Below are 17,803 nucleotides of genomic sequence, written 5' to 3'. Positions count from 1 at the left end.
CGGGCTATTGTCATTTGTTTGGGTGGCTGACAGCATATAATGATAAAGAAAAATACTGGTGAAGATAACGAACATGGGAGGGGAATGCGACAGATATAAACTTTTCAGGTCTAATCGCGTCTCCATTTGCGAAATTCGCCTGGCGGAACGTCAAACCATTGCTTGAACGTCCGGGTAAAATTTTGCACGCTCGAATAACCCAGCTTGCTGGAAATTTCTTTGATCGGAATATCCGTATGCTCCAACCATTGTTTTGCTTTTGCCATTTTCAGGTCCAATATAAACTCGCTATAGGTTTGACCGGTCTCTCCTTTGAATATTTTACTTAGATAAGACACAGAGAGATTGAAATGGTCTGCAACCATTTGCAGCGAAAGCTCATCCTGCATGCGCTCCTGTACAAATTGAACTACCTGTTTCACTGTACGGGCCTGCTTCGAGACCGCTTCCTTCTCCAGCTGCATCTTCACATCCCGGAACAGCTCATCGTTCAACCAATGTTCCAGTTCGGGCAGCGACCGAAGCCGGTACAGCCGTTCATGGACATCTTCCCCGGTCGCCTGCTGAAGGTCGCAACCAGCCTGCTGAAGCAGAAAGTCCAGCTCCCCAAGCATGTAGGAAAATAGACCGCGGACTGTTTCCGGCTTGAGCTGAACCCGCTGGAGCTCTGCTACCAATTGGGAGAGCAAAGAGGCGGATTCATCCAAATTGCCATGCACAACATTGAAAACGATCTGCTTTTGCAGCTCCACCATCTGGCGGCTTGAACGGAGCAGCCTTTCATCCGCATAACCCGCGACAATCGTAATATCGTCTCCCATCACGAGGCGATAACTTAATAAACCGACAGCCTCCTCAAATCCTTTGCTGATCGAGGAGAAGCCCGGCTGGGAATTGCTGATGGCAATGCTGAGCGGAATCCGTAAATATTGCCGCGCGTTGCCGCGCATCTCATCCGCACATTGACGCAGCCGCTCCCGCGTTTCCGGATTGTCCTCGTCGCAGCCGACAATCAGCACAATTTGTCCAATCTTGGATGCAAACCCTGTGCATCCGGGAAAAGAATGAAAGGTTTCCTCCATCATTTTAAGCATCCCGTAATGAATGACTGCCCGGTCATTCTCCCGGTATGTACGAAGAAAGGCAGGGATATCGTCAGCTTCGGCAACGCATACAAATACCTGGGAGCCCTGAAGCCGCATATTCGCTTTGTCCGCAGCACGCAGAAATTTCTGCTCCGTCAGTTCTCCGCTAAGCAGCATCTGAAACACGCCTTGCTTCAAATAAGGGAACTGTTCATTCAGCCGGTCAAGAAGCTTGCTGTTCGCTTCCGCCAGTTCCACCATATAGTTGTCGAGAGCAGCTAATCCGTCGTCTCTGCGCAGCTTTTCACCTTGAAAGGGAGGCATCACCTTATCCGACAGCCGCTGGATCGGGACATACATCCATCCGCTTCCGATTGCGGCAGCCAAAGTCCAGAAAACAGCCAGAAGACCAGCCACAATCCAGGTTGTAAGCTTGATGTGTTCGGATTTCGAAGTAAGCTCCGCCATAGGTGTCATTGCAATGAACGTCCAGTCATTGTGCGATGACTTCTGCGCATGAACTTTATAGGATACCTCATTAATCTTCAACGTTTTCGAGTTGTTTCGTTTGTTATCGAGCAGCAAGGACTGTGGTACGATTGCATCCAGCGTTTTGCCCATTTCATCAAGCTTTGAGCTGATGATAATTTGATTGTTGTTATCGGCTACCAGAATGCGTGTGCCTTGGTTTTGCTCCAACGAACCTACGAACTCAAGAATATTTTCAGGAGCGACTTGCAGAACAAGCACCCCTTCGGTGTAATAAGACGATATGGGTATCGGCCGAAAATGAAGCAAATTGGCTTGGTCATGAAAGGTATGGGCGGGAACAAAAAAGGATTGATTCGATGAGGGCTTCATTTTGTCCAAAATGTTGTAGAGCCCGGTTTGAGCGTAGGAAGTCGGATCGTATTCATCGGAAAAGATAAAATTATTAAACCGCTTATACAAGATGGAAATGTGATACTTGACAGGCGAAGTGCTGCGGATACGCCGGATTGTCTCATTCAGCTCCAGCGTCTCCGCCAAATTCTCGATGCCTGGTCCATTCTTGACGGATTTCTCTACATTGAGGTTCGTCGCAATATAGATCGAGGCCATGTTCAAGCTGTTCGTGAACTGATTCAATTGCACCTGAATTTGACTCAGCATATACCGGTTATGTTTGTCGACTTCCGTCTGGATACTTCGCGAGGCTGTGTAGGAAGAGAAAAGCCCTACTGACAGAACCGGAAATATACTCAGAACAATAGAGTAAAGAAGCAGCTTTCTCTTGAATGAAACGCCTGTCATTCTCACAATCTTTACAAACTGACTTCTTCCCAACATATACTTCCCCCTTTCGATGTCTTAAAAACAGAGTAGGCAGAGGGAGGTTGGATGAATTAGGCTATGAAATGTCCGCAATCCGCTCGGATGACCTATAATTTCACTGTGGCTCCGCTGCGGCGGCTTTGATTCGCGCATTCCAGGAAACGGATGATCTCCAATGTTTCTGCCGGGTCGATATCAGACTGTCCAGAATGAAACATAGACATGATGCGCTCCAGCATCCCTGCGTAGGTTGGCTTTGGATGCGCACCGGCCTCCACAAGACGATTTGTTTTAGAGCGGTGAATCAGTGCTCCAAACTGGTTGTTGCCTTTCCTGTTCCCGCGGACAACGCCAATTCGTCCATCCTCCCAAGTCCCTGTAATCACATCATAATCTTCATTGGTCGTAACGGAAAGAGAAACACAGCCCTTGCCCATAATCCGATACAGGATTTCCACCGAATGAATACCATACCAGAAAAAATCCGGAAGTGCCGATTCAATCGTCATGGGACCGTAACAATCGGCTCCAAGGATTTTATCGTCATCCTTCGCTCCCGAAAGTTCTTCTGTCAAGGCTTCCGCATAACGAAGCGAAGAACAGCTCATGAGGGGAACCTTGTACTGCCTGGCCAAAGCAAATATTTCTTCCGCCTCCCTGCTGCTGACTGCCAGCGGTTTATCAATGAAAACAGGCTTGCCGAACGATACGATCCTCTTGAACAAATCCAGATGTACTCTGCCGTCCACGGAAACAAGCAGCACCGCATCACTCTGCTCTGCAACCGCTTCAGCCGATTCGAGAATGGCCACACCATATTTGCCGCTTAACTCCTCGGTATACTTTCCTATCCGGGAATAGCTTAACTCAAAATCCTGCGAGGGAATCCCGGGATACGCCACTTCGATTCTGCCGCCTGCAACATGGTAAGGATGATCCGGATCATTCAATAGAGCCGCAAATGCGGAAACATGGGAGGTATCCAAGCCGATCATTCCGAGTTTTAATGTTTTTGACATGATGAGTTCTCCTTTTTTAGACGCTTTGGTTAATCTGCGATCATGCTCTGTTCGCTATTTTTCTTTGGCGAGCAATTTCCGTATCCCCTGTAAAGTTAAAGCTGAACCTTCTGCCGCTGTGCCGCCCGGAGGCACGTAGTGGGTCTCAATAGTGAACAGGCCTTCATAACCATCCTGTTCCAACGCCTGCAATTGCCCGATATAATCCACCTGTCCCCGTCCGACCGGGACACACGAAGCTTCTCCGGGTCCGCGGAAGACCGCGTCTTTCAGATGCACATGAGCCAATTGATGCTTTACTGCTTCATAACCATCGGGAAATGCTTTACGGCCCAAATAGACTTCGTTTCCGGGATCCCATAACACTTTGAGCGCTGGAGAAGCCGTTTTTTTCGCTAAACGGCCTACTTCCTCCGCACAGCCTCCGTTGCAGGACGGTTCATTCTCCAGCAGCAGAAGCTTGCCCTGCTTATCGGCCGCTCCGGCTGCCTTCTTCAAATAATGGACAATGCTATCCTCAAACTGTTCCGGCATTTCCTCGCGCCAGAATGAAAATATCCGAATACGTGACGTATCCAGCAGATCGGCAAGCTCAAAGGCCCGCTCGAGCAGACGCAAGTGAGCGTCTGCATCCTCCTCTGCCGATTGCCCGAATGTATCCCCACTGGCAGTTGGACGGTTCCGGTCCAGCGGACACTTAAACACAGGCGAAGCAATGGCGGAAACATACAAATCGTGAGCCTCCACACGCCTTCGCACGCTGATAGCCTCTTCATCCGTCAGGCTCATGATGTTCTTCCCGTCCACCATGCGGATTTCTACATGACGAAGACCTTTTTCCTGTATCCATTGCAGGGCTTCGTTGAAATCAGGCGAAACCTCGTCGGTTATAATTCCTAATCGGTCAAGCATCTCTGGCATCTGCTCCCTGTTACAAAATAATTTCCTTGCCTGCCGCCGCAGAAGCGCCTATTCCTTGAATAAGCTCGACCGCTTGTTTGCCATCCCGGCCGGTGACTCTCATCGGACGATTCTGTTCCAGACTCTGCACAATCTCTTCGAGCTGCATCTTATGATACAGGTGGGAAATATCGAGCGGACTTGCGGAACCGTCACTCTGCAAACCTTCCGTGTCCGCAGGTGCCTCAGCTCCCTCCACAGACCAGTGCACAATCGATTGCCCCTGAATCTTAACGGTGCCCCTCTCCCCATAAATATGAATAAAAGGAGGGAATCCGGGCCGGATACTGGTCGAGGACATGATCGTGCCTAATGCGCCGCTTGCGAACTTCACGATGGCTACACCCATGTCCTCCGCCTCCATCACATGTGTCATCGTTGCCGTTTTCCCATAAACGGAATGCACCGGTCCGCCGAGCCACAGCAGCAAATCAATTTGATGGATACCCTGATTCATGAAAGCTCCCCCATCGCCGGCATGCGTTCCCCGCCAATCCGCTGAATCATAATAGTCCTGGGTACGAAAGTAAGGGGTTCCTGCTTCAATCAACAGAATCTTACCCAGCTTCCCTTCAAGCATGATCTGCTTGAGATGGACGATAGGCGGTTCAAATCTGCGCTGGGAAATAACCGATAAACACAATCCTGAAGCCTCCGCCAAATCAATCAATTTCTGCGCTTGAGCGGCCTGCAACGCAATCGGTTTTTCCATGACCAGATTTTTCCCGGCACGAAGAACCGCCTCGCCAATATGGAAATGACTGCCGCTGCTTGTCGTCACACAAACTAGATCCAGATCTGCACGGTTGATTAACTCATGATAATCGGTGGTCCATTCACAATCCGATGCCTGCGCAAATGATTTCGCCTGTTGTTCCGTCCTGCTGGAGACGCATACCAGCCGGGCGTTCGCGATTTCCCGGATGGCGTCGCGGTGAAATGCCGCAATCCCTCCACAGCCTATAATGCCAAAGTTCCACATTCTCGTCACTGTTGTTTCTCCCCCAAACCAATCGTTTAACCCCGCATCACAGCGCCTTTTTCTGGAACATGCTCCATCCGCCAAGAACCGGAGGATTTCCTTGATCCCCAGCCAGCAGCTCCTCGTAGTTCTCTGCCACTTTGCGGAAAGCTTTCGCATATTGCTCGATCTCATCCTTGCGGAAATGCTTGAACCAAGGGATGACGTACAAACGTGCGGAAACCGCGTTTGTTACGGGCAGGTCAGCATCGAGCAGCCTGACATCACGCGAGCTGTTGGCTATGCGTGTAGGTCTGCCGTGATGGTAGACATCGGCATCTTGAAATAATGGATGGTTATGGAGCGGGATATTGCAGCCAGGCGAACACATCGTCACCCCTTCCGCGCGGACGGCTTCGGCAAACCGGGTCACCGACAGTCCGCCAAGCTCCTCCGGCCGATAATGGCCTCGCGCTGCGTACCAGCCTCCCATACGGCTTCCGGAGTCCTGTTCCGGACGATGCGCACGCAGCCCCGGCACACCCTCCAGCAGATCCCAGAAATAGTTCATTGCCAGGCCGATCTGCTCTTGCCGCGCCTCGTAATGCCGGAGTTGAACACGGCCTACAGCCGCGCTGATCTGATGCATGCGGAATTTATATCCTCCCAGCGGCAGGCCCGCATAGGGCTGCAAGTCTGCCGTCTGGATATCGCCGGTGTAGCGCTCGTAATGCCCCATCGCGACAGCACGCTCATAAATCTCCCGGTCATTGCTGACCAGCATTCCGGCTTCCCCGACCGCTAGCGCCTTGCCCGACATAAGCGACATTCCGCCGACATGACCGATCGTCCCAAGCTTCCGGCCTTTGTAGATGCCGCCATGCGCATGCGAAACATCTTCGATGACTTTCACATTATATTTGGCGGCAATAGCCATGATGGCATCCATATCGGCAGGATAACCAAAATAATGGACAACAACGATCGCTTTCGTCCGCTCGCTGATGCAGCGTTCCAGATCCTTCGGGTCCAGGCACAAGGTATCAGGGTCGATATCCGCGAAGACCACAGTGGCTCCAAGTGTATAAGCGGACGTGCATGAAGCCCAGAAGGTGATGCTCGGACAGATAATTTCATCGCCGACTCCCACCCCGCAGCCAAACATAGCAGCAAGCAATGCATTCGTTCCGTTATTGAAGCCCAGCGCATAGTCCACACCAAGCCAATGGCGAAAATCCGTCTCGAACTTCTCCGTCACGTCCGTTCCGGACATTGCCCCTTTTCGCAGCACATCCAATGCGGCGTCCTCGTCTTCCTTCGTAATAATGGGCCAGGCAAACAGATCCCCCGGATCTGTCGTAACTGCTTTTTCTCCGCCTAACAATGCCAGTTGAGTACTCTTCATCTTGCTCATCCTCTCCGATTTTCGCTAGAGCTCTCTGCCATTTATGGTATAATACAATCAGGCAATCAGCTTGCCAAAACCGAAATTCAACCAGTCATTTTATAACCGGAGGCCAAGAGAATGATCGTTTCTCCACGCTATGAGGATGTCAAAGCCATCATGGAATCCAAAAAAGGGAACCTTCCTCTGTATATAGCCGTACATACCGTCCGCAGAACTACTCTCCATCATCATGGTTTTGTCGAGCTCTCTTATGTCATAGAAAATAGAGGGACAGAAACGATCAACGGCGTCAGCCATCAATTGCAGCCCGGCACGGCCTCCTTCCTGCTTCCCCATCATATCCATGAAATTAAAAGTGAGCCTGACCGGCCGATCGTGAAATATTGCTGTATGTTCGATATCAACATCCTGCTAGGTTCGTCCTACGAATCCGAGCTGGCCAGTCTCATTTTCCAGGTTGGCTCTGCAATCCCTTCCTTTGTTGATTTTTCTCCGGCTATGGCCCAGCGTATGAGCAGCATTTTTGAGCTTTTGCTGGAAGAATACAACCGTCAGGACGGAATTGGACGAAGCAGCCTGATCCGCGCCAAGCTGACAGAGGCCATGCTGATGTTTATCCGGGCTTCAGATGCCAGCCAGCCGCTTGCGCTTCAGGAGGTTGAGCCTGATGAAAAAATAAACTTCTGGAAAATCGTGCAGTACATTCATGTTCATTATGCCGAAAAACTTACGCTAGATTGGCTGTCCCGTCATTTCCGCGCCAGCACCCCCTACATCAGCCGCTCCTTTAAGAAGCATCTTGGCCGCAGCTTTCTCGAATATCTGCATACGCTGCGGGTGGAAAGCGTCGTAAGCATGCTGCTGTCCACCAATATGCCTCTTATCGATATCGCTGCTGAAGCCGGCTTTGAATCGTACCGCAGCTTCTCTCGTGTATTCCGCGAGGTGCACGGGCAATCGCCTAGCGACTACCGCAAGGCTTATAAATCCGTTAATGAAGGCTAATGCTGCCCGAAGTGTGAAGGCTGCTGCCAGAATCAGTAGAGGGCCTTGCAAAACAGTGCGTTTTCTTGCCGGTTGACTCCTATCCCATAACAAAAGAACCAAAAGGATCCCTGCTCGAGCAGCAGGGATCCTTTGGTTCTTCATGAATTTAGTGGTAGGGAAGAGCATGCAGTCAATTCACTTCAATGCTCGCACCGTCGATAATCCGGATGCCCGGTTCCTGCAAAGCCAACTGGCTAAGATCCTCCATCAGCTTGAATAAAGCGGTGTCTTTGCCTTTGGCCTCCAACATAACGTCCAGCCTTGCTGTCGAGCCTGCTGTCTCCTGCAGAAACCTCAGCAGAGGCCCCGCCTCAATGAAGTCTGCATGACTGCGCGGATCGTTCGCGCTTCTGGGACTGGAGGCGTGGATCTTCGGCGGGAGCACAGCAACAACAGCTTGTCCGCCTTCAGACGCCATGCCCGCCTGCCCTGCAGGCACTCCTCCGGACTCAGGCAGCACATCGGCCATACGATTCCATGTCCGCAATACACGGGGCCACAGCTCTCCATACACCGAAGCTTCACTCTCATTCCCGTCATTGACGGCATGATGGTGGATATCCAGCACCATGGGGGCGCCGACCGCTTCTGCCGCTTCAAGCGTTTCGCGGACGGTAAAGGTTTTATCATCATTCTCAAGCGTAATCCGGCTTCGGATCTTTCCTGGAAGACCGCCGAATTGTTTCACGAAACGCTCGGCAGATGCCAGCTTGTCCCCGTAGGCACCGCCCACATGAATATTGCATTTGGCTTCTTCGCCCAGTCCCATCGCTTCCAGCATCTGCAGATGATAAAGTAAATCCGCTTCAGACTTCGCCAGCACCTCGGCACGCGGAGTGCTCAGGACACAGAAATGATCCGGATGGAGCGACACGCGCATTCCTTTCTCCTTCACGAAAGTCCCCACAGCCGCGAACGCCTCCGCAAGCGCCGGCCATGGAGACCAGTCCTGCAGCTGTTCATGCGTAGCTAACGGGATAAGCTTCGAGGACATGCGGTAAACCATAATATCATGGGCATAACTGTGACGCAGCAGACGCAGCGTAGTTCTAATATTCTCTTCGGCGATGCGCTCCAGTCTGCGCAGAGCGGCCTCACGATCCGGCAGTTTCGAGAAATTGGCGTAGGTCATCGTGCGGGAAGGTGAGGCGTTCTCAAGCTGCAGACTCATCGCGACAAAGCCAAAGCGGACAATCATGCATGCTCTCCAAAAAACATCTCATAAGCTAAAGCCGTTTGCACCCGTGCTTCCTCATCTGTCAGCTTGCGGATCAGTTCCATTTCCACCTGCGTTATTTCTTCGCCCTGAAAATTAATTTCCGCAATCGAAACCAGAATGCGTACTATGGCAATAGCTTGATTATTAGGCGTGTACGCAATCACCTTCTGGCCGGTCGGATAAACGCGAAATCCGCTCTTAACCATTTTGCTGCGGCCGTATTCAAGCAGTTCGTTCAGCTCATTGTCATTTTTGAACTTGCAGACCGAATTAAACTCCGACTGGAATCCCATATCCAGTTTCCCCCTCCCGATTATTTGTAGCTGAATCCATAAATGACGCTTCATCCAGGGGCCAAGCCACCCGATCCGGCGATAATCAGACCGGGTCCGCTCCCCCGTACTCAATACGCTGCTTCTCCGCATGGCGCGCTATCGCAAGTCCAATCAGGGTATCCAGCAGCTCCGAATAGGGAACGCCGCTTTCCTTCCACATCAGGGGGTACATGCTGAAAGGCGTGAAGCCCGGCATTGTATTGACCTCGTTGATAAAAATCTGGCCGTCGCTTTTACGCAGGAAGAAGTCCGCACGGGCGAGGCCCGAGCCGTCGATCGACAGAAAAGCGCGCACGGCCATTTCCCGGACGGCCTCCGCCGTTTCCGCCGGGATATTGGCGGGAATATGCATCATCGATTTGCCGTCGATATATTTCGCCTTATAGTCATAAAATTCACTGGAGGAGGTGATCTCTCCTACCACGGATGCGCGGGGTTCGTCATTGCCGAGCACGCTCACTTCAATCTCGCGGGCATCGACAAATTCCTCGACGATGACCTTGCGGTCGAAGCGCAGGGCATAATTGACGGCGGTGATCAGTTCCTCGCGGTTGCGGGCCTTGGAAATGCCTACGCTGGAGCCCAGATTGGCCGGTTTAATGAAGCAAGGATAGCCCAGCGCGACCTCGATTTCCATAATAAAAAAGCCATGATCCTTCTCCCATTGGGTCCGGTTGAAATAACGGTACACACATTGCGGAAGGCCGTCCTGGGCAAATATTTTCTTCATCGTTATCTTGTCCATGCCAACGGCCGATGCCAATACGCCCGCGCCCACGTAAGGGATGTCGGCCATCTCCAGCAGCCCTTGAATGGTGCCGTCTTCGCCGAAGGTTCCATGCAGGAGCGGAAAAACCACATCCATAAAGGGACCCTCCCCCTCACTGGAATCCACAGAAGTGACGACACTCGCTTCCGTGCCGGCCGACAATCCGCCGAATACCGGCATTAGTGCTTCCGTACCGGAAGCGGCCCCGGCGCCGGCAAGACGAAGCGGCTCCAGCTCTTCGGGCGGGGACTGGAGCTTCTGTCCCGCCCGCCATTTGCCCTCTTTTGTAATATAGAAGGGAATAATTTCGTAACGGGTATAATCAAAAGCTTTCATGACTGCCAGCGCAGTCTGCAACGATACCTCATGTTCGCCCGAGCGGCCCCCGTAAACGAGTCCGACGCGCACTTTCTTCGCCATAGCTAATCCTCCGGTTACAAATAATTTCCCATTTCAGAAGCATTATCATACATTAAAGGTTGTATTTGCGACGGCGTTAGACTCAAAGCTCATCGGAAATATGAAAAAAGCGGTATTTCGTTTGTTCTGTCCAGGCATATGAATCCCTGTAATCCCAGTAGCGGTGGCGGCTGGGTACGGTATTGGCATTAACCAGCGGCATTCCGGCGGCATCGAAGGCCGTTACGATCGTGCTGTGCTGGTAACGGTTATCCCCGCTCCAGTCATAAATGATGACATCTCCCAGCTCCAGCTGATCGGCCGAATCCACAACCGTTGCCCGCAGGCCGCTTTGGCGGACTCCCGACAGGAACAGCTGCAGCGCGCCGGCAACAGCCCAGCTGTAGCTCCAATTTTCACGACCGGCGTTCCGCTCCCGATACCACCAGCCCGCTTCCCTTTTACCAGTATAGTTCATCGGCGCGTGGCCTGCAAAGAGGCACTGGGACACATAATTCGTGCAATTCACCTCAAAGGTTTCGTAAGCCGGATTCGGTTCATTCCACCACTGGTCGGCATAAGCCGCCGCCAAATCACGCCGGTAACGAATTCCAGTACGCCCTTGTTTGAACTGAGGCATAACTTCATAATTTATATAAGGCATGGATTTCGGCTTTTCTTCATCTTCCGACAGCTGCCCGGCGGTCAGCTGAGAAACAAATGAATCGGACATACTGTATTTGGGACGCCGCTCCATGACAAGCGGTTCAATGCGTATAATCCGGTAACTGCCGCCATCTTGCGCCAGCCACAGCCTCTCCCGCTCCCGCCTGTCCTCTGTGTAGGTGCGGCCAAGCTGCTGAACCGTGCGCTTGATCTTCAGCTCAATCATCGCTGTGGCTTCCGCCATCGATTCGGATGCGCTCATCCGAAGCAGCTCCGCGCTCGTTTCACTGCGCAGCGGGAGAACGCCCCGCCGCAGCTCTTGCTCGCGAAGACGGGAAAGCCTGCGGCGGTATCGGGACATATGATCCAGATCGGTCACAATTCCATCCGCGTCCGGATCGAAACGGTCAATCTCCGCCTGGTTCAACCATTGGACATAACGATGCACGGATGCCTTCCATCCGCCTGGTTCGGACTTTAAGGGCCTCGGAGCATCCTGCGGTCTCTGTGCCATCCGTTCGCTGCGGACCGCTGCCTTGCCGGGCGCTTGCCCCCCCTTGCGTTTTCGTGCACCCGTCCGCGATCTTGCTTGCGGCATCATGATTCCCTCCTTGCATGATTTGGCTGGCAAAGTTGGTTCATTATATGAGACCCGGGACGATTTCATGTGAGGAAGCGAAACATCCGAAGCCAAAAAAACAGAATGCAGATAAATTCCAGCGGCTTCGGGAGAGATTATACTTTCTAAACGGACAGAAAAACGGTATACTTAAGAAAAGAAGCGATTTTGAAATTGTGTTTTATAGAGTGAAACAAGAAACCGGATTTTCCTTTAAATATCACACGGTCATGCTAATGCCATTATTTGATATTTTTGAGGGGGAGGCGCCTTGCGCGCTTGAAGAGAACGGCATGATTCTCAGAAAACTTGTTTTCACAGCCCAAGAGAGCGTTACGGACCATTCTTCTTGGAAAATCGCCCATTATTCTTCAACTTATCTCACAAGGAGGCGTCATTGAATGACATTAAAGAACGATTATTCGGTTCGCGAGTCGCTTGAAGTCGGAGGTAAACCTTACGTTTATTACCGTTTGCAGGGTCTTCAAGAGCAAGGACTCGGAGATATCTCCAAGCTGCCTTTCTCCATTAAAGTGCTCCTGGAAGCGGCCGTAAGACAGTTTGACGGACGCGCCATTACGCCTGAGCATGTCAAGCAGCTGGCAACCTGGGCGGACGGACGCGAGGATAAAGAGATTCCTTTCATCCCGGCACGTATTGTGCTTCAGGATTTTACCGGGGTACCGGTTGTTGTTGACCTGGCTGCCATGCGTGACACCGTTAAGAAATCCGGCGGCGATCCAAAGCAGATCAACCCGCTTGTGCCCGTCGATCTGGTTATCGACCACTCTGTAATGGTGGATGCTTTCGGTTCGCCGGAAGCCCTTGAGTATAACATGAACATTGAGTTTGAGCGCAACGAAGAGCGTTACCGCTTCCTCCGCTGGGCCCAAACCGCTTTTGACAACTTCCGTGCGGTGCCACCGGGAACCGGTATCGTCCACCAGGTCAACCTGGAGTATCTGGCATCGGTAGCCGCAACCAAAACCAAAGACGGCGAAACTGTCGTTTATCCGGATTCCCTGGTCGGAACGGATTCCCATACGACAATGATCAACGGACTTGGCGTTGTTGGCTGGGGCGTTGGCGGCATCGAGGCGGAAGCCGGCATGCTGGGACAACCGCTTTATTTTGTCACTCCTGAAGTCATCGGCTTCCGTCTGACGGGCAGCCTGTCCGAAGGCGCGACCGCAACCGACCTTGCGCTCACCGTAACGCAAGTGCTCCGTAAAAAAGGCGTTGTCGGCAAGTTTGTCGAGTTCTTCGGCCCGGGCTTGTCCAATATCGGACTGGAAGACCGTGCGACAGTTGCCAATATGGCTCCCGAGTATGGCGCAACCATCGGTTTCTTCCCGGTCGACACTGAAACGCTGCGCTTCCTGCGCAATACCGGGCGCACCGAGGAGCAAATCGAGCTGGTAGAGGCTTATTACAAAGCACAAGGCATGTTCCGCACCGACGATACGCCGGAGCCGGTATTCTCCGATATCGTGGAGCTGGATCTGTCGACGATCGTTCCATCGCTTGCCGGCCCTAAGCGTCCTCAGGACCGCGTCGAGCTGACAGCTATGAAAGAATCCTTCAACGGCATTATCCGTACGCCGATCGACAAAGGCGGTTACGGCCTTTCCGACAGCAAGATCGAGGAAATGGTTGAAGTCAAACATGCGAACGGTTCTGTCAGCAAAATGGGAACAGGCGCCGTCGTTATTGCCGCTATTACCAGCTGTACGAATACGTCCAACCCGAGCGTTATGATGGCCGCCGGTCTGGTCGCCAAAAAAGCGGTGGAGCTTGGCCTCACAAAGCCGGCTTACGTCAAAAGCTCGCTGACACCAGGCTCGCTCGTCGTGACCGATTACCTGGAGAAAGCCAATCTGCTTGCGCCGCTTGAAGCACTCGGATTCTATGTGGCAGGGTATGGCTGCGCGACCTGTATCGGTAACTCCGGCCCGCTGCCGGACGAAGTCAGTCAGGCCATTACGGACAATGACATGACGGTTGCTGCCGTACTTTCCGGTAACCGCAACTTTGAAGGACGCGTTCATGCCCAGGTTAAAGCCAACTACCTGGCATCACCTCCGCTTGTTGTGGCTTACGCGATTGCAGGGACGGTTAATATCGATTTGGCTAATGACCCGATCGGTTATGACGGCAAGAACCAGCCTGTCTACCTGAAGGATATCTGGCCGTCTTCCAAAGAAATTTCCGATGCCATTGGCGTAGCCATGAGCCCGGAAGCCTTCCGCGATAAGTACGCCAATGTCTTCACGCAGAACGAGCGCTGGAATCAAATCGATGTGCCGCAAGGCGAAAGCTACGAGTGGGATGACAAATCGACTTATATTCAAAACCCGCCGTTCTTCGAGAATCTGGGTCCTGAAATAAACGACATTACCGACATCAAAGGCGCAAGCGTCCTTGCCCTGCTTGGCGATTCGGTTACGACCGACCATATCTCTCCTGCCGGCAACATCAAGACGGACAGCCCTGCAGGCGAATACCTGGTCAAGCATGGCGTCGACAAAATCGACTTCAACTCGTATGGCTCCCGTCGCGGAAACCATGAAGTCATGATGCGCGGAACGTTCGCCAACATCCGGATCCGCAACCAGGTTGCTCCGGGAACGGAAGGCGGAGTTACCACTTATCTGCCGACAGACGAGGTTATGTCCATTTATGACGCTTCGATGCTGTATCAGAAGAAAAATAAAAACCTGGTCGTTATCGCAGGTAAAGAATACGGAACAGGCAGCTCGCGCGACTGGGCAGCCAAAGGCACAATGCTGCTGGGCGTGAAAGCTGTTATCGCCGAGAGCTTCGAGCGTATTCACCGTTCGAACTTGGTCGGAATGGGCGTTCTGCCGCTGCAATTCCAGGCCGGTCATGGCTGGAGCACGCTCGGAATCACAGGCCGCGAGACCTTCGATATTGTCGGTGTGAACAATGATGTGAAACCGGGACAGGAAATTCATGTCGTCGTTACCCGCGAAGATGGTACTACGTTTGAATTCCCGGCGATCGTTCGTCTGGATTCCATGGTAGATGTGGATTACTACCGCAATGGCGGTATTCTGCAAGCTGTTCTGCGTCAAATGATTGCCAATCAATAAGAAATGACAACCGGCTGCTTTCCCGGCAGCCGGATGTCAAAAGGGCCGTGTCAGAGCAGTTTTTACTGCTGACACGGCCCTTTCTCTATATGACGAAAAAGAAACAGATCCGGACGCCCTCCGTCCAATCCCCTCTCCGCTCCAGCAAGGAAAAACCTTGCTGGAGCCTCTCCCTTATCTGTCTTCCGTGTTCCAAGAAGGAAAAACCTTACTGCAGAAGTTGTTGAGCTTCCTGCACCGGCGCACAGCTTCCATCGGGTAGCGGGGCGATACGTGTTGGCAGTCGAATCGACTTACCGGCTGCTCCCTTCGCCGCTTCAGCAGTTGATCTCGGACGGCTCCCATAAGGGCCGATTGAGCATATGTGATCATCCATACAATTTACGGCGTCATTCACCAGACCTACCAGATGAGGATCAAGAATTCATTGGCGAGTAAAGGAAGTTCATGCTAATGGAATGCACAAAAAACCGTCTCCTTTTAAATGGCTGGGCGATGCCTCCATTTTACTGAGAAACGGTTTAGAATAAAATTTCTGGTTTACCTGGGGTCAGGCAAGGACGCCCTTTCCAATAAGGCAGCAGCGTTTTCAGCTCCTGGTCGGCATTACTTCAGCATAGATCCGATATGGTTAGCGGCTTCAATAATCGCTGACGCCTGCTGACGCATAATCTCAGGGGTCAGCCGGTTGGCGGGCCCCGAGACGGATAACGCAGCCACAAGCTTGCCTGCGCGGTTGAAGATCGGCGAGGAGACCGCCGCGGCGCCCTGCTCCCGCTCTTCTATGCTTGTCGCGTATCCCAGCTTGCGGATGTTCTCGATCTGCTTGCGGAACTGCACCGTATCGAAGAACCCCGGCCAGGACGGATCATGCAGCAGCTCCTCCCGCATCAGCTGGTCCTCAAATGCGATGAGCACCTTGCTGGAGGCTCCCACATATAGTGGCAGACGCACGCCTACTGGAGCTACTCTGCGCACCGCCTGATTGCTCTGGACAGCCTGAATCCGGATCCGCTCATTGCCATCGCGCAAATACAGGCTTACGGTCTCGCCAAGCATATCCCGAAGGCGCTCCATCTCGGGCAATCCCAGCACTGCCGGGTCGTCCGTACCAGACATATTGGCGGAAAGCTCCCAGATACGCAAGCCCAGCCTGTAGCGCTCGGATGCCAGGTCGCGGATAACAAACCCTTTATCCTCCAGCGTTGCGAGCATCCGGTGAACCGTACTCTTGTGCAGGCCGACACGATCCGCAATTTCCGTCATCGGCCACTCGTTTTTGACTGTGAAACAAAGCAATATATCAAGCGCCCGTTCTACGGCGCGAACGGTCGATTTGCCATCCTCGGGCATAAAGCTTCCACCTCTTTATCAGTTTCATTCAATGAAACTAAGTTACAACTAGTATAACTCATGACTGGCTTAAGCGAAAGCGGGAGGAGATATTTTCTATCTATTTTTACAGTCAGATTACAAGTTACTAACAATACGCCGATAATCATTGACAGGCACTTGTTCCCACCCCTATCATAGGATTAAAGGACCACAACCCGGTGCTTCAAACATGCAATTTGATTCCAGCTGCTCAGCTTGCTCAGCTGAGGATTCGACATCGGACGCCTGCGTCCAATCGGGCGATAGGAACCTTGAATATCAATTATTAAGCGTTTTCATTTTATACTTCTAAGGGGGACTTCATCATGAGCACATCTGCTATTCCGATGCTGCCTGCCGGATTTACGCCGGAAGGCTCACTCCCATCCCCTCGGCATTCGCTTCAGCCTGCAGGCAAGACTATCAGCAGGGCGCGCCGCCGGCATGCCGCGATTGCTGTCGTATCCGCATTTATGGCTCTGCTGCTTGTCGCTATTGTTGCTTTCCATGGCTATGTGGCCTGGATCATCGCCCATCCCTATGTCGCGCCGCTGACCTCTAATCCTCAAATCGCCAAAGGGCTTGATTATAAAGATGCGAATTTTCCCAGCAAGAGCGGCCGCACTACCGTTCACGGCTGGTACATCGGCGCTAACGCCGCCGCAGCGCCGCCTGTTTATAAGACCGCTGCTGCTTCCACCGACCAGAATGGCCAGGTAGACGCCGCGTCGCCAGCCGCCTCCAAACGAACCGTGATCTTCAGCCACGGCTACGGGGCGAACCGCGAAGAAACGTGGGTGCCGATGTATGAGCTTGCCGCTCTGCTGCACCGTCTGCATTATAATGTTCTGATGTTCGATTATGGTTATGCGTCCGAGCAGGACCGTTCGCCGGCGACCGGCGGCATTGAGGAAGCGCAGCAGCTGCTCGCTGCCGTCCAGTACGCCCGCGAGCAAGGGGCCGAGCAAGTGGTGGTATGGGGCTTCTCGATGGGAGCCGGAACCGCCTTGCAGGCAGCCCTGCAAACCGATGATTCGGATAAAATCGATGCGCTGATCCTTGACAGCCTGTTTCTGCCCAGTCCGGAATCCTTATTCAATAATGTCAGGCAGTATCTGGACCTGCCCCGCTTCCCTTCCCTGCCGCTGGTGCAGATGATGCTGCCCTTCTGGACAGGGACCAGCTTCAACCAGATTCCGGCTCAGCAGGTAATGCAGACCTCGTATACGATCCCAACGTTTATTATGCACGGCACGGAGGATCTGAAGGCGCCGATTGCAACCGCGGAACATATCGCATCCAGTCAGGCTAATCCTCTCTCCCGGGAATGGATCGTCCAGGGAGGCAAACATGAGCTGTTGTTCCAAACCCGCCCGAAAGAATATATTCAACGTGCCGCCTTGTTTCTCAGCCAGGTGGACGCGGATTGGAACAGCAATCAGCCCACCTTAACGGCTGATGCGACATAGGATAAGCCGCAGCGGAATACATCTAGATTATGGATGCATTCGGTTA

The 17,803-nt window shown here is 52.6% G+C and carries 14 protein-coding genes; 4 read left to right on the top strand and 10 right to left on the bottom strand.

The window, feature by feature from the left end:
• Positions 1 to 110 precede the first annotated feature (110 nt).
• The 5 genes from IEY46_RS26010 to IEY46_RS25990 form a co-directional block, all read right to left on the bottom strand.
• The gene (locus IEY46_RS26010) at positions 111 to 2,414 is read right to left on the bottom strand and encodes a helix-turn-helix domain-containing protein (RefSeq protein WP_188996694.1); all 2,304 of its coding nucleotides are present in this window, start codon (positions 2,412 to 2,414) and stop codon (positions 111 to 113) included.
• A gap of 92 nt (positions 2,415 to 2,506) precedes the next feature.
• Positions 2,507 to 3,418: a Gfo/Idh/MocA family protein gene (locus IEY46_RS26005; protein ID WP_188996692.1), complete on the bottom strand. Its 912-nt coding sequence runs from the start codon at positions 3,416 to 3,418 to the stop codon at positions 2,507 to 2,509.
• A 54-nt stretch (positions 3,419 to 3,472) separates the two neighbouring features.
• A complete protein-coding gene (locus IEY46_RS26000; protein ID WP_188996690.1) occupies positions 3,473 to 4,330 on the bottom strand; it encodes a sugar phosphate isomerase/epimerase family protein in 858 nt (285 codons plus the stop codon).
• Positions 4,331 to 4,349: 19 nt separating this feature from the next.
• On the bottom strand, positions 4,350 to 5,360 hold the full coding sequence (locus IEY46_RS25995; protein ID WP_188997215.1) for a Gfo/Idh/MocA family protein: 1,011 nt from the start codon (positions 5,358 to 5,360) through the stop codon (positions 4,350 to 4,352).
• 46 nt (positions 5,361 to 5,406) lie between these two features.
• Positions 5,407 to 6,744 (bottom strand): DegT/DnrJ/EryC1/StrS family aminotransferase, encoded by a 1,338-nt coding sequence (locus IEY46_RS25990; protein WP_188996688.1) that lies wholly within the window; start codon positions 6,742 to 6,744, stop codon positions 5,407 to 5,409.
• Between the two features lie 120 nt (positions 6,745 to 6,864).
• Here IEY46_RS25990 and IEY46_RS25985 point away from each other — a divergent pair, with 120 nt between their 5' ends.
• Entirely contained in the window at positions 6,865 to 7,752 is an 888-nt protein-coding gene (locus IEY46_RS25985) for a helix-turn-helix domain-containing protein (protein ID WP_188996686.1), read from the top strand.
• Positions 7,753 to 7,924: 172 nt separating this feature from the next.
• Here IEY46_RS25985 and uvsE read toward each other — a convergent pair whose 3' ends face one another.
• The 4 genes from uvsE to IEY46_RS25965 form a co-directional block, all read right to left on the bottom strand.
• Complete coding sequence (uvsE, locus tag IEY46_RS25980) at positions 7,925 to 8,992, bottom strand: UV DNA damage repair endonuclease UvsE (protein ID WP_188996684.1); 1,068 nt, start codon at positions 8,990 to 8,992, stop codon at positions 7,925 to 7,927.
• Entirely contained in the window at positions 8,989 to 9,306 is a 318-nt protein-coding gene (locus IEY46_RS25975; protein ID WP_188996682.1) for a hypothetical protein, read from the bottom strand. The genes uvsE and IEY46_RS25975 overlap by 4 nt, the downstream gene beginning before the upstream one ends.
• An 85-nt stretch (positions 9,307 to 9,391) precedes the next feature.
• Positions 9,392 to 10,537 carry a D-alanine--D-alanine ligase gene (locus IEY46_RS25970; protein WP_188996680.1) on the bottom strand — a complete coding sequence of 382 codons (1,146 nt, stop codon included), beginning with the start codon at positions 10,535 to 10,537 and terminating at the stop codon, positions 9,392 to 9,394.
• A gap of 82 nt (positions 10,538 to 10,619) precedes the next feature.
• On the bottom strand, positions 10,620 to 11,783 hold the full coding sequence (locus tag IEY46_RS25965; protein WP_308422843.1) for an amidase domain-containing protein: 1,164 nt from the start codon (positions 11,781 to 11,783) through the stop codon (positions 10,620 to 10,622).
• Between the two features lie 14 nt (positions 11,784 to 11,797).
• Between IEY46_RS25965 and IEY46_RS25960 the strand changes: the two genes are divergently transcribed.
• On the top strand, positions 11,798 to 12,202 hold the full coding sequence (locus tag IEY46_RS25960; RefSeq protein WP_188996676.1) for a hypothetical protein: 405 nt from the start codon (positions 11,798 to 11,800) through the stop codon (positions 12,200 to 12,202).
• Positions 12,203 to 14,914 carry an aconitate hydratase AcnA gene (acnA, locus tag IEY46_RS25955; protein ID WP_188996674.1) on the top strand — a complete coding sequence of 904 codons (2,712 nt, stop codon included), beginning with the start codon at positions 12,203 to 12,205 and terminating at the stop codon, positions 14,912 to 14,914.
• Between the two features lie 606 nt (positions 14,915 to 15,520).
• Here acnA and IEY46_RS25945 read toward each other — a convergent pair.
• Complete coding sequence (locus IEY46_RS25945; protein WP_188996670.1) at positions 15,521 to 16,267, bottom strand: IclR family transcriptional regulator; 747 nt, start codon at positions 16,265 to 16,267, stop codon at positions 15,521 to 15,523.
• Between the two features lie 347 nt (positions 16,268 to 16,614).
• On the opposite strand from IEY46_RS25945, the gene IEY46_RS25940 reads away from it, so the two are divergent.
• Positions 16,615 to 17,757: an alpha/beta hydrolase gene (locus IEY46_RS25940; RefSeq protein ID WP_188996668.1), complete on the top strand. Its 1,143-nt coding sequence runs from the start codon at positions 16,615 to 16,617 to the stop codon at positions 17,755 to 17,757.
• The last annotated feature ends 46 nt before the right edge of the window (positions 17,758 to 17,803 follow it).

It is taken from the genome of Paenibacillus nasutitermitis (assembly GCF_014641075.1).
Taxonomy (GTDB): Bacteria; Bacillota; Bacilli; order Paenibacillales; family Paenibacillaceae; genus Paenibacillus_Z; species Paenibacillus_Z nasutitermitis.
The sequence above is the reverse complement of the archived record's forward strand: the minus strand, read 5'-3'. Positions and strand labels throughout refer to the sequence as shown.